The 20,716-nt window shown below is 36.3% G+C and carries 12 protein-coding genes and 1 pseudogene; 6 read left to right on the forward strand and 7 right to left on the reverse strand.

Annotation, left to right across the window (positions count from 1 at the left end):
- Window positions 1–111: 111 nt before the first annotated feature.
- The gene (locus tag D9842_RS17805; protein WP_121663666.1) at window positions 112–1,713 is read right to left on the reverse strand and encodes an ankyrin repeat domain-containing protein; all 1,602 of its coding nucleotides are present in this window, start codon (window positions 1,711–1,713) and stop codon (window positions 112–114) included.
- 192 nt (window positions 1,714–1,905) lie between these two features.
- On the opposite strand from D9842_RS17805, the gene D9842_RS17810 reads away from it, so the two are divergent.
- Window positions 1,906–3,630, forward strand: coding sequence for a PQQ-like beta-propeller repeat protein (locus tag D9842_RS17810; protein ID WP_121663667.1), 1,725 nt, complete (start codon window positions 1,906–1,908; stop codon window positions 3,628–3,630).
- 88 nt (window positions 3,631–3,718) lie between these two features.
- On the forward strand, window positions 3,719–5,446 hold the full coding sequence (locus D9842_RS17815) for an O-antigen ligase family protein (RefSeq protein ID WP_121663668.1): 1,728 nt from the start codon (window positions 3,719–3,721) through the stop codon (window positions 5,444–5,446).
- A gap of 449 nt (window positions 5,447–5,895) precedes the next feature.
- On the opposite strand, the pseudogene D9842_RS17820 reads toward D9842_RS17815, so the two are convergent.
- A pseudogene (locus D9842_RS17820) lies at window positions 5,896–7,305 on the reverse strand (alkaline phosphatase); the annotation flags it as partial.
- Between the two features lie 218 nt (window positions 7,306–7,523).
- On the opposite strand from D9842_RS17820, the gene D9842_RS17825 reads away from it, so the two are divergent.
- Window positions 7,524–8,765, forward strand: coding sequence for a transglutaminase domain-containing protein (locus tag D9842_RS17825; protein ID WP_121663670.1), 1,242 nt, complete (start codon window positions 7,524–7,526; stop codon window positions 8,763–8,765).
- A gap of 472 nt (window positions 8,766–9,237) precedes the next feature.
- Here the strand turns inward: D9842_RS17825 and D9842_RS17835 are convergent, their stop codons facing one another.
- Both D9842_RS17835 and D9842_RS17840 read right to left on the reverse strand, forming a co-directional pair.
- The gene (locus tag D9842_RS17835) at window positions 9,238–9,438 is read right to left on the reverse strand and encodes a hypothetical protein (protein WP_162987483.1); all 201 of its coding nucleotides are present in this window, start codon (window positions 9,436–9,438) and stop codon (window positions 9,238–9,240) included.
- Between the two features lie 490 nt (window positions 9,439–9,928).
- Window positions 9,929–10,906, reverse strand: a complete 978-nt coding sequence (locus D9842_RS17840; RefSeq protein WP_121663673.1) for an LCP family protein — start codon at window positions 10,904–10,906, stop codon at window positions 9,929–9,931.
- A 207-nt stretch (window positions 10,907–11,113) separates the two neighbouring features.
- Here D9842_RS17840 and D9842_RS17845 point away from each other — a divergent pair, with 207 nt between their 5' ends.
- Window positions 11,114–12,523, forward strand: coding sequence for a L,D-transpeptidase family protein (locus D9842_RS17845; RefSeq protein ID WP_162987484.1), 1,410 nt, complete (start codon window positions 11,114–11,116; stop codon window positions 12,521–12,523).
- Between the two features lie 44 nt (window positions 12,524–12,567).
- Here the strand turns inward: D9842_RS17845 and D9842_RS17850 are convergent, their stop codons facing one another.
- The 3 genes from D9842_RS17850 to D9842_RS17860 form a co-directional block, all read right to left on the reverse strand.
- Window positions 12,568–13,566 (reverse strand): hypothetical protein, encoded by a 999-nt coding sequence (locus tag D9842_RS17850; RefSeq protein ID WP_121663674.1) that lies wholly within the window; start codon window positions 13,564–13,566, stop codon window positions 12,568–12,570.
- A 135-nt stretch (window positions 13,567–13,701) separates the two neighbouring features.
- Window positions 13,702–14,151, reverse strand: coding sequence for a hypothetical protein (locus D9842_RS17855; RefSeq protein WP_121663675.1), 450 nt, complete (start codon window positions 14,149–14,151; stop codon window positions 13,702–13,704).
- A gap of 169 nt (window positions 14,152–14,320) precedes the next feature.
- Entirely contained in the window at window positions 14,321–17,833 is a 3,513-nt protein-coding gene (locus D9842_RS17860) for a S8 family peptidase (RefSeq protein ID WP_121663676.1), read from the reverse strand.
- 660 nt (window positions 17,834–18,493) lie between these two features.
- Between D9842_RS17860 and D9842_RS17865 the strand changes: the two genes are divergently transcribed.
- Together D9842_RS17865 and D9842_RS17870 are read left to right on the forward strand one after the other, a co-directional pair.
- Entirely contained in the window at window positions 18,494–19,156 is a 663-nt protein-coding gene (locus D9842_RS17865) for a hypothetical protein (protein WP_121663677.1), read from the forward strand.
- Between the two features lie 13 nt (window positions 19,157–19,169).
- Entirely contained in the window at window positions 19,170–20,417 is a 1,248-nt protein-coding gene (locus D9842_RS17870; RefSeq protein WP_121663678.1) for an efflux RND transporter periplasmic adaptor subunit, read from the forward strand.
- The last annotated feature ends 299 nt before the right edge of the window (window positions 20,418–20,716 follow it).

Genomic DNA, 20,716 nt, shown 5'->3' on the forward strand with positions numbered 1-20,716 from the left:
AATAATAGGATAATTATACTATTACACTATTTAGGTTTCTATCGTTTTATGTTGAAAAGGTGCAAACCCATAAAAAATAACAGAGAGCGTCTTTGCTCTCTGTTACATCTATTATCTATAGGAATCTAATAAAGCCACCATCGCCTCATAATTTTCATAATCAGCAGAAGGCATATCAAAAACAGTTAAACCACTTCCATCAACAAGTGTTGTATCTGCTCCGTTTTCAAGTAGGACTCTAGCTGTTTCAACATGATTATAAGAAGCAGCCCACATAAGTGCAGTTTGTCCCATTTGATCTTGTGCATTAAAATCGGCACCAGAATTAATCAAAAGTTGAGTAATTTCCGGTCTTTCATGACCAGCTGCATACATTAACGGTGTACGCTGGAACACATTATCATCGACATTCACATAGCTCGCATCAAAATGGTTGTCTAAGAAATATTGAACAATCTCAATATTGTTGCCAATAATCGCACTGCCCATTGCATCTTGTCCATGTATATTCGTTTGTAATGGATCGGCTCCGTGATCAATTAGTAATTTAACAATATCCACATTTGAATACTCAGCAGCATATTGAAGAACAAGCATGTCCGAATTAATCGTGTTATCTGTTACAACAAGTTCATTTAAGTTAAATGTGTTCTCAGTAAGAAGAGTTTGAACAGTCGTTGTGTCACTATTTGAAATGGCTGACCAAAGTTCATTAACAGCATCACCCGTGTCTACTGGAAGCTCTCCTCCATTAACCAACAAGTTAAGATAATCAGTTAACCCAAATTCCATATTCCTTAAATACTCTTCAATTGCTACAAGCTCTGCATAACCACCGGTAGCTTTGATTTCGACTGCTCTATTTTTTAATCTTTCAAGTTTAGCAAATTCTTTTTGTGCTTTTTCTGTATCAGAATTTAAATACAAGTCATCAGAAATCATATTTAATAAACGATATTGGGAAATTTCATAAATTGTGCGTTCAATTTCCATTTTTACGGGTAGTACATAGAATTCATCAAGCTCAGCACGGTATGCTTTTCCTGCTACCTTCCCAATTTTTTGTTGAGTTAGCTTCATTTGCTTTGTTAGGTTGTTGTATAGTTCGTTTGCCATGTCAATATCTTCATAATAATCAATAGCATCACTATATTCGTAAAGAAGTTCACTTAAATAAAAGCCTTGTAAATCAGCTTCCCAATATCTTAAGTCCTGGTCAATAACCGCTGGCAATGCTGCATAACCACCGGCTTGTTTAATTGCTACTGCGCGTTGTTTTAACCGCTCAAGCTTCGCCGTGTTTCTTTCAACTTTTCCAAATTCATAATTAAAAATATTTTCTATAATAACATCCATTAATCGAGATTGAGACACCTCATAGATCGTACGCTCAACAGCTATTTTTGCGGGAACTAAGTATGTTTGTGCTAACCTTTCACGATTCGAAGCTCCTGATACCTTTCCGATCTTAATCTCTAGCTGACGAATTTCACTTGTTAACGTATCATAAAACATGTCAATCGTAATAAGCTCACCTTTATTAATAGCATTGTTATAAATTGATAGAATCGCATTTAACGATCTACCTTGCTCCACAGCTGCATCATAGTTGGTATGACTTTGAGCTGCTAAGGCAGTTGTTTCAGTTGCTAATGGACTAATAGGGCTTACAAGTAAACCTACGGATAAAGCAATAATCGGTAATTTTTTCAACAGACGATCTCCTCTACGGTAAAAATAAATAATAGATTACTTCGTCATTTTATCATGCAAGCACTACTTTAGAATTAGGATTTCATTCCCATTTATCTACTAGATCCTTTCCTAAGCAACTTTAAATATTTTCATTTTATGGTAATATATTCATAGGTTTATTGAATTATATTTCATAGGAGGATTCAACCATTGAAAAAAGCACTATTTCTTTTAACAGCTATTTTCACTCTTATTTTCAGTGCCAACATCACTCATGCAGCTGCAAAAGATGATGCAAAAGCACTTGGTCAAGGACTTCTGAAAAAGCTGTCATCATTTGAACAAACAATTAACGCTGGTGATATTGAGGACATACATAATCAATATGATGCTATGTCAAATGAAATTAAAAAAACGGAAAGAGCCATTGGAAAGGTTTCTGGAAAATCTAACCGAGATCAATTGAACAATACCTATGTGCGTCCCGCAAAAATTGCGAGAGAACGTGTGATCTATGAGGTTTCTCAATACCGTTTATTACTCATTATCGAAAAGCAATATATTGAAGGCCAACTCGATAAAGTGCAAAGCAATTTAGAAAAGTTAGAGCGCCTAAAGAAAAGAGCCGTTGAAATTAAAGAAGCGGGCGGATATAAAGCTGTTCCCGAAACAATCACTAACACCTTAACAGAGTGGGAAAGCAACATTGAATCTGAACTAAACACTAGCAACCCTGAAGACGGTTGGAAAGCCTCATTTACTGGTGAACCATTATTTGAAGGAAATGTTCAAGACGACGGCAGCCTACTTTATGGAAATTATAATATTGTTGATGAAGTCTACAAGGCAGATATTATGTCTTTTGATGAGAATGGAACAAAAAAGAATCTTTGGACTGTAAAAGATCACCGAGTTGAACTAGGCGGCACAAAGAAGGACCCGCGAATTGTGACAATTAACTATACAAAGGGAGCTGTTACTTCCTACACAACCGATGGAAAAAAAGAATGGACTTATTCAGTAAATCAAAGCATGGAATTTGAAGATTTCTACCTAATTGGCGAAAACGGAACAGTTTACTTAGTTGTAAAAGATAAAATTCATGCTGTTTCATCTAGCGGTAAGCTTCTATATTCACTCTCTAAGCCGACTGGTGCCTGGGATATGAAACTAGGACCAAATGGATCAGTTTATGTGATAAATATCGACATAAACAATTGGAAAGATAGCACGCTAACAAAGTATTCGAATACAGGAAATGAAGAGTGGACTAACAGTCTAGCGATTGACAACCCAGAGATCAATTACATTAACCATTTTGAGCTACTGAAAGTTGATCATAATGTGTATGTAAATATCATTTATGGTGGAGATGATTATTTCTCTTCAATAGATACCCTTTATTCTTTTAATCCTGAGGGCGAAAAGAACTGGGAAGCAAATGATATTGGGTATGTATATGATTTACGTGAATATGGACTAAGCACTTTAATCTTAACTGGTTCACACTATTATTCTTTAGATGCTAATGGAAATATTCAAAAAGAGATTGAGATTATCCCTGACTTTTCGGATGACTATATTCACAGCAGCTTCTTCAGTTCTACTAACCAGCTTTATATGAATACTAGTGAATATATCGCAAGCATCACACCGAATGGCCAATTCAGTTGGCAATCAAATATTCCTTATACAGAGTGGGCATCTCTTTATCCACTTAATAACAAGATTCTATTTACTCCATTTGATGATAATAAAGCTTATGTTTATTCAAATAATGGAGACAAATTAGGAATATATAATTTGGGTTATACAGGTGGGTATATAAGATTATCAGCTGAAAATCCAAATACAAACACAATCTTCTTAACGCAAAGTGAGTATATTGAAAGTCTTGATCAAATTAAAACAACATTACATGCGTTAAAGTATTAGTTGATTATTATGGTAAGATTATAGAAAGAGGAAGGAACAGCTACATGGCTGTTTCTTTTTCTTATGTAGTTTACGGAAGGTGCGTCTAATGGTATTTATCATTTATCTTTTTTTATTGTTATCTCTCATAAGCTTCGGGCTTTACCCTAGTGAGTTAATGTACAAATATTCCCTCGTACTGTTTGCTTTCGTAGGGATTTATTTACTCATTCGTTTCATACGTCATCAACCTATTTATATTCCTCTATGGTTATTGCCGATACCTCTTTTATACTTGTTTACTCTGTTCTTTGGTGTTGAATCTGTTCAGGGGACCTTGGATCAATTTCTAGTTTGGAGTACGGTTATTGCTTTTGGCGTGTTAGTTATTCACCTAAAAAACCCCAGTCAGCAACTACCACTAATCCTTACTGCTCTAAGCTGGACAATGATTATAGGAACCTATTTTATTTTAATAAAAATCATTTCGTTTCCACATTTTATTTTACCTTTATCTAAGGAACTTTCCGGACTTGGTGAGCGCCTTGGAGGATTTTTGCAATACCCAAATGCTTTTGCATCCTTTCTTGCTGCCATCATTTTGTTTCATCTTGTCCAAGCTATGAAGGAGTCAAAAAAACATCTTTACTTCCTTCATAGTTTCATTGTCCTGCCGGCATGGCCTTTGTTTTTATTAACAGAGTCTCGAGGGGCATGGCTTCTATTTGCCGCAGTATGGGTGATGTCATTTTATGTTGTATCAGCAAATCGGCATGTACAATATTTTCTTTTATCCTCCTTTATGATTTCAGGTGGAACTCTTCTTTATATGTTATTTACGTTAAGTGGTACGATTAAAATTACATTTTTATCGATAATTTCACTGATGTTCTTAGGTATCATTGTTTGGATTGGAGACAGATTTAAAGTTTTAGAGAAAGTACCTAACCTTAAGAACCGTCATATCTTTCCACTAGCCCTAATAGTCTTTATCGTTTTAACAGTGAGTGACCTTTATTGGAAAGGATTGTTTTACAGAATCTTACCTGACTCCTTACAACGTCGTTTAGGATTTGATGTTGGTACGTTTTCAGAGCGAGTACTGTATTGGAAGGATTCGCTGGAACATTGGGAGCAATTTACCTGGATAGGACTTGGCGGAAAAGCCTGGCAGCTGTTCATGTATCGTATTCAATCTTCTCCGTATTTAACAAGTGAAGTTCATAATAGCTTTTTAAATATATGGATTGAAATTGGGATCGTTGGACTGATCTATGTTTGTATTATTTTAATTAAAGTTGGCTATCGTTTATTGCGTAGTCATGCAGCGGCGTTTCCTGCTTTTCTCTTTTTATTAATACACGGAATGTTGGAGTTTACTTTTTCCTATCCTTTCTTTTTACTTTTTCTGTTGTGTCTTTTAGTCACTCCAAAGAAGTTGGAGCTATCTTCTTTAAAAAACAAAATTGCGATATCAAGCACATTTATCCTTCTTGTTAGTAGTGCCTTGTTATCCTATCAATTTCTGAATGCCGATTCAGCGTATAAAGCAGCAAACAGTTCATTGACTAGAGAAGAAGCACAGCAATGGATTCTAAAGGCTATCGATAAAAACGCATGGGAAACTGATTATGTCCGCTTTGCCGTGGAAAATGAGTTGGTAATCGGAGATAAGAAATTAAGACTACTGGAACAGTCATTACAATATGAACCAAATCATGCTTGGTTGCTTTATCAAGCTGGTAAGGCTGCGGAAGAAACTGGAGATTTTAAGAAAGCAGAGGATTATTATGAGCTTTCTAAAGAGAATAACCGCTATCCTAATAGAAGGAATTGATTAAGGGAAAAGCTTTGTAGGAGAAAGATCCCACAAAGCTTTTTCTTTATATCTTAGTGTTTTGCATAAGATACTTTGCTATCTGCTTGAACGTAGTATCCGCCACCTACATGGATTTGATCTCCATCTACACTATAAACACGGTACATGTTACCTTTTTTAAGTGTTTTTTCAGCCTTACCATCTTTCATTAAAGAAGTATCAGCTTTAATAGTAACAAAACCAACATAGAATACTACTTTTGAATTATCATGCTTAACAGTATAGCCGCCACCTACGTCATACACACCGTCTTCTGAGCTAAATACGCGAATGCCTTCGCCAGCTTTTAACGTACGGAATACATCACCATTAGGCTTATACATAGTTGTGTCATTCTTAATTAAGATACGACCAATATGTTTACCTGTTTCTGGCTTTTCTTCATTGTCATCACCAGGTACATAGTTTTCTTCAAGAAGATCAAAGATAATTTTTGCTTGATCTGTATTGTCGATTAATCCAGCAAAACGCTCGCTTTGTGGACCATATGCATATACAGGTACATCTTCACCAGTGTGTCCACCAGTAGTCCAACCAGTAACAGAATGGTCATCTACGATTGCTTCAATTGCATTATCGATAGCTGTACCGTTTTTCGCAACAGCTGCATCTTTCACAGCCTGAATTTCTTCTTTAGTGATCTTGCTGTAGAAATCAGCTGCAATGTACTTTTTCATGATTCCTTCAACATCAGCTTTGTCGCCAGCAGCAAAGATTTCAGCTGCAATGAAGTCAGGAGTTTTTGAGAATGCTTTAATTGGTGCTACGTGGAAGTTATAGTCTCCATTTGGAGCAGCTTTTGTATTAGAACCTAGAGATAAACCACCAGTAGCATGGTCAGCAGTTGTAACAACTAATGTATGACCATCTTTTTCAGCAAAGTCGATTGCTGCTTTAAATGCTCTTTCGAAATCTTCCATTTCACTCATTGTGCCAACAACATCATTGTCATGCTCAGCCCAGTCGATTTGGCTTCCTTCAACCATTAAGAAGAAACCATCTTCATCTTTGCTTAAACGCTCGATTGCTGTTTCAGTCATTTCTTCTAAAGAAGGAATGCTGTCAGGACGGTCGATCATCTTTGGAAGACCACCATCAGCGAATAATCCTAAGATTTGCTCGCTATCATCGTTCATAAGCTCTTCTTTTGTTGATACAGTTGTATAACCTGCATCCGCGAATTCTCCTACAAGGTCACGCTTATCTTTACGAATATCAGCTGAGAAGTTTTTTAATCCTCCGCCAAGAAGAACGTCTAATTTATGTTGGCCATTTATTAGCTCATCAAAGTAGTCATCAGCGATTGCATCCATGTTTTTACGGCTCTCATCATGTGCACCATAAGCAGCTGGTGTAGCATGTGTAATCTCAGAAGTTGCAACTAAACCAGTTGCTTTCCCCATTTCTTTTGATTGCTCAAGAACTGTTTCGTATGGGTTTTTGTCGGCGTCCATACCGATTGCATTGTTATACGTTTTGATCCCTGATGCCATTGCTGTTGCTGCAGATGCAGAGTCAGTAATGTTTTGGGCAGGATCATCAGGATATGTAGTTTGCATACCTACTAAATACTTGTCGAATTCCGTTGGTTCCATTTCTTTTGTTTTCGGATTATTCTTCATGTAGCGGTGTGCCGCAACTGTAGATGGACCCATACCATCACCAATTAAAAAGATAACGTTTTTAATTTCTGGATCGCCTTTACTTTTCGCACTAGAAACAGTTGTGTTTGATGTTGCCCCAATAACACCCGCAATTGCTACTGAAGATAGAATTGTAACCGGGACTAATTTCTTGAAAAGATCTTTACTTTTCATTGCTCATCCTCCTACTAGTTATCATAAATACTAGTATTATATTAATAGAGTTTTGTTAACCAAGTGTTTATCTAATGTAAATTGTCGTAAAAATTATGTAAAAAATGTAAAAACATTGTCAAAACGTTGTTTACATTTTTCCATTGTGGGGAAGTTTGATTGTTTTTGATGAAAGTTTGCTATAATTCTAGTAACTCTATGAAAAGGTGGGAGTAAGGATGTTGATGCTAAGGAGAACCTTGTTACTAGTTATCCTGTTTTTTTGCTTCTCACAAGTACAGGCTTATGCTGGTTCCTGGGAAGTTCCATATAAAGATGCATTAAACGTAGCTAATCAATTAAAACAGAAGCAAGCAGCATTTGATAAAGCAATCAATCAAGGGAATATCGAGGTAGTTGATTCTTTATATGATGATTTTTCTGCTATGATCGGAAAAACAGAAAGAGCTATAGGAAAGGTTCCGCGCAGTTCAAAGCGGGAGTATTTGTTGAACGAATTTGTAAGACCAGCCAAAATTTCAAGAGAACGTGTCATTTATGAAGTATCACAGCTTCGTTTGCTAGAGCAAATCGATGCAAATGTGAAAAAAGGAAGCTTTAATGAAGCAAAAAGTTTACTAGCAAAGCTTGATCGTTTAAAGAAGAGAGCTGTTGAAATTAAGGATGCAGGTGGATATGCTTCGCTGCCTGTTGCTGTAAATAGCTATCTTGCAAACTATGAAAATACCTTAAGAAATCAAATTGAAACAGGTAGTGTACCGAGCCTTTATTCTTCTATTTATAATGGAATCTCTAGTATAAAACCTGAAATTAATGTTGGAAGTTTTTCAAAGGATTCAGCTGTTGTTTTTGAAACATTTAATTCTGTACTTCAAGATCATCCAGAGCTTTTTTATTTTAGCTATAAAGGGAGTTTGTTCTGGTCTGATGGCAGGTTTGAAATTAAGTATCTTTACTCTACGAGTACGATATTATCGATGAAGAGTCAGTTAGAGCAAAAGGCAAATCAGATTCTGGCTCAAACCATTACTCCTGGTATGACAGAGTACGAAAAGGTGAAAGCCATTCATGATTACCTAGTTTTGAACATGGCATATGATTATGATAATTATCTGCGAGGCTCTCTACCTGAAGACTCTTATAATGTGTATGGAGCACTTATAAAAGGGACAGCTGTTTGTGAGGGTTACACTGAAGCTATGATTTATTTGTTAAGTAAGTTGAATATTGAAACGAAGTATGTAACAGGTACAGCTAACGGTGGGGCTCATGCATGGAATAAAGTGAAGATTGATGGTGCGTGGTATAACGTCGACGCTACTTGGAATGATCCTGTTCCGGATAAGAAAGGGTATGTGCGTTATGATTACTTCCTGGTGACGGATAGTGAATTGGCGAAGGATCATAAGTGGGACAATGCTGGATTTCCGAAGGCGACGGATGGGCAGTATATGAAATAGGTGGTTTTTAGAATGGCGGGCAGTCCAATTTTTGTGAGATTGGGCTGTTTTTGTTTTGTGTGAGACTGTTAGAACTTATGGGGAAGGTGTTTTGTCGTTCATCTCCTTTATGAACGACAGTTTCTTCTTTTTTTGGTAGCGTTTTGTCGTTCATCTCCTTTATAAACGACAGTTTCTTCTTTTTTTGGTAGCGTTTTGTCGTTCACCTCCTTTATGAACGACAGTTTCCCCTTTTTTTGGTAGCGTTTTGTCGTTCATCTCCTTTATGAACGACAGTTTCCTCTTTTTTGGGTAGCGTTTTGTCGTTCATCTCCTTTATGAACGACAGTTTCCCCTTTTTTTGGTGAGCGTTTTGTCGTTCATCTCCTTTATGAACGACAGGTTCTTCTTTTTTTGGTAGCGTTTTGTCGTTCATCTCCTTTATGAACGACAGTTTCCTCTTTTTTTGGTAGCGTTTTGTCGTTCATCTCCTTTATGAACGACAGTTTCCTCTTTTTTTGGTAGCGTTTTGTCGTTCATCTCCTTTATGAACGACAGTTTCCCATTTTTTGGTAGCGTTTTGTCGTTCATCTCCTTTATGAACGACAGTTTCCTCTTTTTTGGTAGCGTTTTGTCGTTCATCTCCTTTATGAACGACAGTTTCCTCTTTTTTTGGTAGCGTTTTGTCGTTCATCTCCTTTATGAACGACAGTTTCCCCTTTTTTTGGTAGCGTTTTGTCGTTCATCTCCTTTATGAACGACAGTTTCCTCTTTTTTGGATTGTGGTTTGTCGTTCATCATCTAATGAAAACCAATTTCCCCAATTTTAACTCTCACCTTGGTCTTCATCTCCCACATGAAGACCATCTCACCCTTATTCCAGCACTACCTTGGTCTTCATCTCCCACATGAAGACCATCTCACCCTTATTCCAACACCACCTTGGTCTTCATCTTCCTTATGATGACCATCTCATCCTTATTCCAACACCACCTTGGTCTTCATCTTCCTCATAAAGACCACCTCCCCCCATTTCCACCACCACTTTTATCTTCACCCAACTTAAGAAGACCCTCCACCACCACTCTGGTCTTCATCTGCTAAAAAACAACTACTTCCCTTCCTCCCATTAAACAAAAAACGCCCAGGCCACCACAAGGCCTGAGCATTCCCTCAAAATCTAATTACTGTTCCTCATCCGAATCACTCGTCACCACCGACGAACCGCCATTCAAAAACGCATCCAACGCCGCTTTATTCTCTTCCATATCAATTTCCAATACAGAACCTGCGTGAGAATAACTTTTACTTGTATACGAGCCTTCAACCGGAATTGTCATTGTCTCAATGTCCTCAGGTGTGTTTAAAACAAAGTCTTTTAAAATCCCAATTACTTCAGCACCATCAACATTTGTTTCAATATATGGCTGTACCGTTCCAATTAATTTAGGAAGCTTCGTAACACCATTTACACTAATTAATTCGTCTTTTAAAGCATTAATTACTTTCTGTTGACGTTCAACTCGTCCAAAGTCACCTTTCGCATCCGCGCGGTATCGTGCATAACCAAGCAGCTCTGCTCCATCAAGCATTTGCACACCAGGCTCTAAGCTGACACCGATGTTTTTGGACATGCTTTGTTCAACGTCCATCTCGATTCCTTCTGGTGCAAGTGTATCGACAACCTGCTGGAAGCCTTTGAAGTCAACAAGTGCATAATAATGAAGATCGATTCCAAAGTTTTCTTGAATTGTTTTCCTTAATAATTCAGGGCCACCTAAGAAGTAAGCTGTGTTTACTTTATAGTTTTTGTAATCCGGTATTTCAACATACGTATCACGCATGATCGATACAAGCTTGGCTGTTCCTTCTTTTGTATCATATTGAGCAATCATGATTGTATCAGTACGCGACTTTTCTTCCCCTCGAGAATCAATCCCGAGTAACAGAACATTGATTTTTCCTAACTTATCGACTGCTGCTCCGTCAAAGTCAGTAGCAGCATTTTTATCAAAGCCCTCACCTGCTGCCTGCAGGCCAGTGTAATATTGATAAAAAATATAACCAGCAAAACCAAGTATAAGAACTAGAAGGAAGAAAAACCCTCTAACAAATTTCTTTTTCTTTTTTTTCTTTCTATGACGATCTTGTCTTTTATTCATCGTTTATCCTCTTTCGTAATAGATAGTAGATTACTAATAAGTAATTGTATCATTTTTTTCTTATTTTGAAAGTTAAATTTAAGGCACATTTGGGAATTTTAAACAAATATTACCCTTGTATTCTATTTGGTTTGTCTATAGACTTAAATTTAATGATTTTATCGTAGATTTATATAGTAGAAGAAAACGGTATTGGAGGGTATTTTTTTGAAGAAGCAGCTATTATTTTTCCTGGCACTTGTGGTTTGTTTTGCGATCATTCCACAACATTCAAATGCAGCCAGTCAACTGAATGGCTTTGATTCTATGAAACAAATTAGTGATGGAAACCAGATCATCCTTGTGAATAACAATGGTGGTATCGGTGCTGTTGTCACAACATATGAAAAAATAAACGGCGAGTGGAGAAAAGCTCTTCCAACTATGTCGGCCGTCGTTGGTAAAAGCGGTATTTCGACTAAGCAAAAAGAAGGTGACGGAATTACACCAACTGGAGTGTACTCTCTTGGCACCGCTTTTGGCTGGGGTGAAAAGCCAAATGGTGTGAAGCTCCCATTCCGATCTACCACAGCAAATGATTATTGGATTGATGACCCAGCTTCACCTGATTACAACAAATGGGTCACTTATAACGGAAACCCTACTACACGTTGGAATTCCTATGAAATTTTAAAGCAGCCTCTTTACAAATATGCAGTAGCGATTAACTACAATACGAACCCGATAGTGAAAGGAAAAGGAAGTGCAATTTTCTTACATGTTTGGAGAAACTCAACAAGTCCAACAGCAGGTTGTGTTGCTCTTGCAGAAGAAAATGTTAAGAAGCTTTTAACATGGATTGATCCTGAGAAAAAGCCGATAGTTGTGATTGGAAAGACAAGTCAAATTAACAGTCTTTTAAATGATCATGCTGAAAAAGCAGCAAGTCAAGCTGTAGCAGATGCTCAAATAAATTCCAACAAGCTAAGAGGGAAATACGTTGCATCTTCTATAGAAGAAGTAACACTTTCTCCACAATTTAGTTCAAATTATTCAGCTGCGAAAACAGCTATTTTAAACGCACAAGCAAAAATCAACCTCCTTCAAAGTGTGAAAAAACATGAGCTACAACAAGGGCTAGATGCCGTTAAACCCTATCAAATAAGATCAGCTCAATTTATTGATGCTATTAATTATGGAAAAAATGAAGTAGAACCTACGAGAAACAACGTTTATGAGTTTGTACAAAATGATGCATTTTCTCCTGAACTAGTTACATCGTATCATCTATTATCAGCTGAAATTAGAAAGGAAGAGCTCATAATAGGGAAGGTTTATGGAAGTGAAACACGCAAATACATGGCTGAGGCACTTGTAAAGCAAGCAAAAATTGTTCGAGAAACGGTTATTTATGAAGTTTCCATCTATGAGTTATTGAACAAAATCAATCACCTCATCTCTCAAAGCGATCAAACAACTGCTTTAAGGGAACTAGAAAAACTCGATCGGTTAAAAAATCGTGCAGTTGAAATTAAGGAAGCAGGAAATAAGCTTTACCCCGGAAAATACCCAGATCTGCCAGGTATGAAGTTTTTCTTAGAAACTTATGAAGCAGAAACGAGAAGCAAATTAAATTAGTTAAAAAGGTAAGGGCAGCCCTCTTCTAGGCTGCCCTACTTTAATTAATAATTATCTTTATTTTCTAAATACCAATCATAGAAAACACTTGGCGTTTTATTTTCAGAATCAGCATGAAAAACAGTGAAGGTGTAGCCACAGGATCCTACATAATACCAATATGAATCTTCAGGGAACGAGGAAGGTACATATCCTTGGCAAGCAGAAGAAGCATCCGCATGCCAAACAGCTCCATTTTCAGTTGAAAAGTAATCAATTGCCTTCACAATGTTAGTTGCCCATTCTCTAACAGCTTCATCATTTCCCTTTGCGTTGATTTCATCTAATTTTTCTAAGGTAGTTCTTGGGAAATAGCTTAAGAAAAAGCCGAAACTGTCTTCACCGAGTTGATCCATCGTCCATCCTTTTAGCTCAAGTAAGCTACCTTTATCATTGATATAAACATGATTCAAGTAAACTAAAAAGTCGTGAATGGTCCCTATGTCAGATGGTACGATTTCTTCACTTGTATTCGCGTTAAGCCGCTCAACAATATAGCTTTCCCACCAATGTAAAGAACGATTGATGGATGTAGGTAGGGTGTCGTATCCTCCAGCTTCTTTTATTTGCTTTGCTCTTTTTTGTAGCCTTTCAAGCTTTGCGTAATCACTTTCCGCTTCAGCTAATTGATTTAAGTCAAAGCGTTTATCAATGATATATAGCAATCTTATTTGAGAAATTTCATAAATTACACGTTCTTTTGCTATTTTAGCCGGACGAACATACGTCGTATTTAAGTAATTTCTGTTTGAAGAACCTGATACTTTTCCAATTAGTAACTCTGTATTGCGAATTTTTTTCGTAAACGAATCATATTGAGCATCCACATTATATAAATTTCCTGAGTTTATATAGCTATTAAACTTTGATAATTCCTTTTTCAATTCTTCTCCCGCACTAACTGCACGTTGATAATTTGAGTTCGATGCAGCATATGTACCTGTGGTTGGTATCATAAGCACAAAAGCAAAGATGAGAGATAGAATAACATTGAATCTTTTCATTTTGCACGCTCCTTTTATTAATCTGCTAAACCATTTTACCATTAAATAACAAAAGGGTGAGTGTAACATTTTTACCATTTTTATTCCTGATTTTATAGAACAAAAAGCCCCACAATTTATTGTGGGGACTTAAAATTAATTCACAACTGTAATAGTTTTCAAGACATTTAGACCATTTTCATCAACATAATATTCTAGTGTTACATTACTACCTTCTTTAATTGAATCAAAGTCAACATCAGCTTCTAGCGTTTGGAAAATCATCGGTCCGTGATCCGCATGATCAACTTCTATGCTGTGTGTATCAACTTGTCCAATGTAGACACCTTCTAGGCTTTCAGTGCTCACTTGTTCAGAATCTATTGCAGGTTCTTCCGTTGTTTCTTCCCCTTCAGCCTCTTCCGTTACTTCACCTGTTTCTTCTTGAGGTTCTTCTGTTTCTGTTACTTCTTCAGTTGCTTCGGTTGTTTCGTTTTCTTCTATTGTATTTTCTTCAGTTGATCCATTCGCGCTTTGTTTTACATCCGTACCACATCCCGCAAGGAAAATGGAGGTTAATAGAAATAAAACAGCTAACATTCTCATTATGATCACCTCATTATACTTATTAAGAATATGATATCAACAATGTCGAAATTGGTCAAAATTAATAAAGTACTAAAAATCATTCAAAAGCAGTTGATAAATAAACGTTTGATTAAGATGTTAATCGTAAAAAACCCTCTATGAATCTCTCATAGAGGGCCTAAGAACCTTATTGAAGTGTTAACTTATATGGTGAAATGCTAGCATTACCATTTTTATCTTCTACTTTAAAGAAGTAAGTACCTTTTTTTAGGTTCACATAAAACTCTTCAGAATCTCCTTTTCCATAAAGATCCTTTTTAAGAATTTGCTTTCCGTTTGCTTCATAAAGACTTATTACACCATCTATATCCGTTGGTACATCTAGTGATACTTTATATTTCTGTTTTGCGTTTGGAATTACAAGCTTATAGTAATCAACATCACCTTTACCAGTTGATGGATTTAAGTAGCCTGTACCCGTTAATTTCCCACTTTTGTCTTTGCTTAGTGAAATTGGTTTTGATGGAACATTATTTTTAATGACAGACCCTTTGTCTTCATCCACTTTATTCCCTGAAGCGAATGTAAACTTGTAATCTTTGAATGATGCTGTTCCATAGTAATCAAACAAGACAACAAAATAACCTTTTCCTTTTGATGCATGGAATGATCCACGTTCTTCATCGCCAGTGAAACCGAAGTCTGTAATTGTTAATTTCCCTTCTTCTTCAACGTCTAATTCTCCATCTCCATCTGTGTCCTCAATGACAAACACAACTGGATCTAATTCTCTTTGAATTTGTTTAGGATATTTACTATTTGTCTTACTTTCCACTGGTTGTACTTGATATCCGTAAATACCATTTGAATCCGGTGTGAAGTAGAACATGTCCATATCTTGCTCTGTTGAGAAGTTACCAGTGATCGTTCCTGGCTTTAACTCTGTAGCTTCTGCATAAACATCGTTTGATTCTTGCTTATCAACTGGAGATTCAGCAACAAACTTGGCAGAGAACGTGTACTCGTTAGAGTTTGGACGATAATTCGGATCTGCTAACTTAATATAGTATGTTTGATCAGCTTTTAATCCTACATACGTTTTCTCATTCATTGATACTCCAACCATATCAAAGTATAGATTAGACGCTAGCATAATAAAGCTACCTGTTTCAGGATCTTGCTGATAAATTTCAATTCCAGCTTCTGCTCCATTGCCATCATAAGAAACTTCATATAATCCTGTTTTGTCTAGCTCAACAGAATACCAGTCTTCATCACCGCTATATTGGAAATAGCCTGTTTTTTCTTCATTCAATGTGTATGGCATTGCTATCTCAGGGACAAGTGAATAATAATCTTCTTGACCTCCCATTAGTAATGCCAATAAATCTTCTAAAATACCATTTCGGATACTATCTTTTGTTCTATATGCTTGTTCCACGTATTCCTCTGTTACTTCCTCTGAATAGTCATATGAAGCTTCAGGGAACTGATCTTCGTCAGCTGGTAATACAACTTTATCAGCTGTTACTTGATAAGGAATGTTTGAGGAAAACCCTCTTGTTAAATCTAGTTCTTGACCATAATATCCCCACATTAACAATTCAGATAATGGGTTATTTGTTACTTCAAGAATATAAGTAGCTCCAGGCATACCAGTAAATGTGAATGATTCACCTTGTCCATATCCTTTGTTATTAACAACATCGTAAAGCATCTTTTCTTCGATTACTTCCCCGTCCATCTCAAATTTCTCAACCATATAAAGATTTAGGGTAACGTCAATTCCAGGAACACCTGTTGAACTAAATTTGTATGTTTCTGAACTCTCACTGTTTTCAGGAACAGAGAACGTGAAAAAGTCACTATCACCGATCGCTAATGGATCAACAGGAACTTCTTCTTCAGCTGGTGTTTCTTCTTCTGAAACGGGTGGTGTTGCTTCAGTGAAATATAGGTTACCTGATTTGTATGGGAACTTTGTAATAGAAGCCATATTTTCTTCAGACAATCCATCTTCTTGTAACTCAGCTACTTTTTCAACCGTTAATGTGTATGTTTGTTTTGCTGATTCACTATATTTTTTCAATGCATCTTTAACGCCAATAACAACTGTTCCTGCTTCAGGAGCTTTGTATAAAGAAGCCTCTGTTGCACCAACTGTTACATCGTTTACTGTTAGCTTTTCAGCTGCTGCTTCTGTTTCTCCTTCTGGGAAGAAATAAAGCTCATATTCATAGTCATTCGTCTTTTTATAAGGATCTAAGCTTACTTGTACATATTCACCCTCATTTACAGACAATTGATAGTAATCTGTTTGATAAAGCTTCGTAATAGCTCCTTTTTGAACAGATTTTCCTTCACCATCAAGTGTTTTTGCTTTTTCTACTAATTGATCTTCAGATACTTTTTCTACCGCTGGTATTTTTGAAGTATCATATTTTAAAGCATTGATAGGATTGATTAAACCAAATCCATAAGTAGTATCATACCCTCTGCTACCTAAATCTGTTGCAGTCGTATTTAGGATGTACTGAACTTGCTGTGGTGTTAATTTAGGATTTTTTGATAATAGTAATGAAACGGTTCCAGCTACAACAGGTGAAGCCATTGAAGTTCCATCAAGCTTCATAAAAGTAGAACCGCGTTCCGCATCATAAGCTGAGCTGTAGATGTCTTGACCTGGTGCAACAACATCAACGGAAGAACCATAAGTAGAGAATTCTGCTAGCTGATTTTCTTCATTAGTTGCCCCTACGCTAATAACACCATTGAATGACGCTGGATATTCTAGCATTTCAGATCCACTATTACCAGCTGCTGCAACAACAGTAATATTCGCTTCAATTGCTTTATCAATGGCTTCTTTAATAATTGGAGAAGGAACGCTTGATCCAAGACTTAGGTTAATCACCTGTACTTTTTGTTTAACCGCCTCTAAAATACCTTCTGCAACAGAATAATCACTTGCAAACATAGAGCGATTAAATACATCAATTGATACAATTTGAACATTTGGGTTAACTCCATAGCCACCCACTTCATTGTTCTTCTCAGCAGCAATAATTCCAGCTACATGTGTACCATGTAAATCTGTTGCACCCTTTTTCATAGGATCCATTACATTATAGTTGTAAACGATCTTATTCTTTAATTCAGGGTGATTCGCATCAACACCCGTATCAACTACGGCCACTTTTACTTTGTTTTTACCTGCTAATTTTGTCGCATCATCAATTTTAAGATTATCTAAATGATACATCTCAGATCTCTTTTGGTCCGGTAAACCAAGCTTAGAGATTTTAGCACTCTTAGAAACCGATTGAACATCAGCACGTTTCATATAATCTGCTGCAATTTTATCAAGATTCTTCTTATTCGTTACACGAACAACGTCATATTGAAGACTGCTTACTTTCTTCACTAATGTTGTACCCATTTTTTTATGAGTATTAGAAGAAATCCCTTTTTTGTATTTAACAACTAAAAGGTCATCAAAGTACACTTCATCCTCACCTTTAGATGTTGGAAGAGATTGTACACTTGAATTCTTAAATCCAAGCTTACTTAATGCTTCGTTATAACTCTTTTGAGCTTGCTCTGGCTGACTCGTCGCATAGCTTACCTGACTTTGTCCCACAGAGGAAAAAGTCAAAGCTAAAGCAAATGCCATAACGCCTGCTTTCTTAAAACTTTTCATGTGCCTACCCACTTTCTTTTTTTATACGTCCACTTACTACTTTACGACACAATTCCTTTTTTTTCCTCCTTTTTAAATGAGAATTTTTTTCATTTTATTGAAATAGCACTTTGGGAGGGGTGTGAATCGTTGGTTCTACGGGTTTTATAGTACTTAAGTAGTATTTAATATTAAATTTAGGAAATTGGTGGAGCTATGTGATTGAGGTGAGGTTGATTGTGGGTGTTACTATTGGGGTCTATTAATACATATATGAAATTAAGCCTTGAACACGGACATAAATTTTGGTTGGATTGGGTATTCTATATATGTGTGTGTTACCTTTTTGAGTGCAGAATTATTGCACTCTTTTTTTGTATTCATTGTTAACCGCTTTCTTCTAATATACTTTCCCCCCCTAAACAAAATCTAATTACTTTCACTCTTAAATACAGATGTTTTTGTTAAATTTTGTGTATTTTTTGAAACAAATAGCAAAATTTGTAGATTTTATTAGATGTCATGATTTACTATTCATTTATAAAAAGAAGTTTTTACAAAGACACTTAACAAGAAGTATCTTCTTTGAGGGACAAGGTACCTGTCCCCTTGTCCCATTTCCATTCTCTGCAAATTAAGTTAGAATACAAATATAGACATATTTTTAAAAGGAGCACACAAATGAATTACCATTTGAACATAGTGAAAGGGCTATTTAGACCACAAATCAGCCTTTATCAGCTACAAAAAGCGGAAGCCATCAAGGGGGTTATCCCCAAACTGATTTTCCTATATGTTATATGCTTAGTTACTTTTGCAACTAGTACCTATTTCGGGATCGGTACTGAAACTTATTCTGGAAATATTACCAATTATACGTTAGAAAAATATGAATCTGGCAAACTTCTATTACTTGGTGGAAAGCTTATTTCAGGCATTTTATTCCCAACCCTTTTTATCTGGTTTGCCTCCATATTTTTTTGGATCTTTCTGGAAATTTCTTATATCAAGGTTGTCATTGTACAAACATTTGGTTTCGCCTTCCTTTTATTAGGACAAATTTTAACAATACCCGTTTTGGTCCTACTTGATCTAAATCTGGTAAGCAATCCTTTTTCTTTCGGTGTACTAAGTCAATATGCTTTTGAACATGAGTATTGGAACTCTTTTTTTGGTTCCATCACATTGTTTCATTTAGTAGCATTAATGCTTCAATACTATTACTTCGCATCTCTTAGTGAAAAAAATAGATATGTAGCTCTTACTCTTTTGATTTTGTTCTACCTAATAACTTGGCTACTAACAGGGTTAATGGCTTTCATTAAAATCCCTGTATTATTCTAAGGAGGTGGACGAAATGAAAAGATGGGTAAGCATTGTAGTAGCAGTTATTGTTATCGGATTTATTGGAACAAACGTTTATTTAATTTTTAAGGAAGACAGTAAGGTTCAGCATACCGTTCATGTTGAAAAATGGAATCGAGTACAGGAACGGGATATTGTTGAAACGTTTGAAACAGATGGGATCTTGGTACCGAAGGAAAAGCAGGATGTATATCTTCCTCTGGAAAACATTGAATTTCAACAATTTCTTGTAGAAGAAGGAGATGAGGTCGCGGTCGGAACTCCTTTATTTTTATATACATCACCTGAGATCGATTCATTGAAAGAAACGCTCGAATCAGACATAACACAGGTTGAGGGTGAAATAGAAGGGGTTGAAGACTACATCGACTCTCTAGAAGACTATCAACGCTCCATCCCTACGACCACATCTGAAATAGAGGTAGATTCTATTCTTGAGGATGGGTTAAAAATTGATGTTCATGCATCTTCTGAAATGATTGAAAGCACAATTGAGCAGGAAATCTATAAACAGGAGCTTGAAAAACGTAAGCTTGAGGAGCAAAAGACGAAGTACGAAAATCAGTTAGACAATATTAACGAAAAAGAAAACTCCGCCTCAATGGTAAGTAATATCGACGGAGTTGTTGTTGATGTTAATAAAAATCTCGGAAATCCTATTATTACAATTGCTTCTAATGAATTAGCGATTGAAGGAGAGTTTTCAGAACAGCAACTAAAAAAAGCTGAAACTGGTATGAAATTAACTGCAACTGCTTCTGGTGAGAAAAGGAAGCTTGAAGGAACACTTGATAAAATCAATCCATATCCAGTTGATGAACCGGCACTTGACCAGAAAAATGCCTATAAGTTTGTTGCAAGCATTCTTGAACAGCCAGAAACATCTTCAATCGGCACAAAAACAACTGTTTCTGTTGTAACCGCAGAGGTTTCTGATGTACCTGCAGTACGTGATGGAGTGATTCACGGCAAAAAAACTTCCTATGTATATAAGTTAAATAAGAATGGACAAATTACGAAGAATACTATTGAAAAAGGTTTGAGCTTTGATGGTTATACAGAGATTGTTGAGGGAGCTGAAATTGGGGAAGTTGCTATGCTGACTCCAGGGAAAACACCTCAAACTAACACTAGCTTTGTAACCGAAATGAAGCCGAAGCAGATTACAAAGGTCGCTTTGAAGGACTTTACTTCACGTGAAGTGTGGAAATATATTTTGATTGGTTTGGTCGAGAGATAACGAGAAAAACCCGGGTATGTTAACTGTGGTTTCAGTTTTTGAAGTACAAAATTAGAAATAACCGTACTATTCGGGCGGTAATTCGCACTTAAATGAACAGATCATTTGATTAGCAAAAAAGCTTGGAACAATGTGTTTCCAAGCTTTTTTTACATTATTCTGCATAGTTGAATTTTTACTAAGGTTTGGAAAATAAACGGAAAAGTTCCGTTTAAATGGAGAAATACCAACATTTCCCTCAAAATAAGGGGAGTTTCTCCGTTTATATGAACCTATTCTTTAGATTTAATTATATATAC

Source organism: Metabacillus litoralis, from assembly GCF_003667825.1.
Lineage (GTDB): Bacteria > Bacillota > Bacilli > Bacillales > Bacillaceae > Metabacillus > Metabacillus litoralis_B.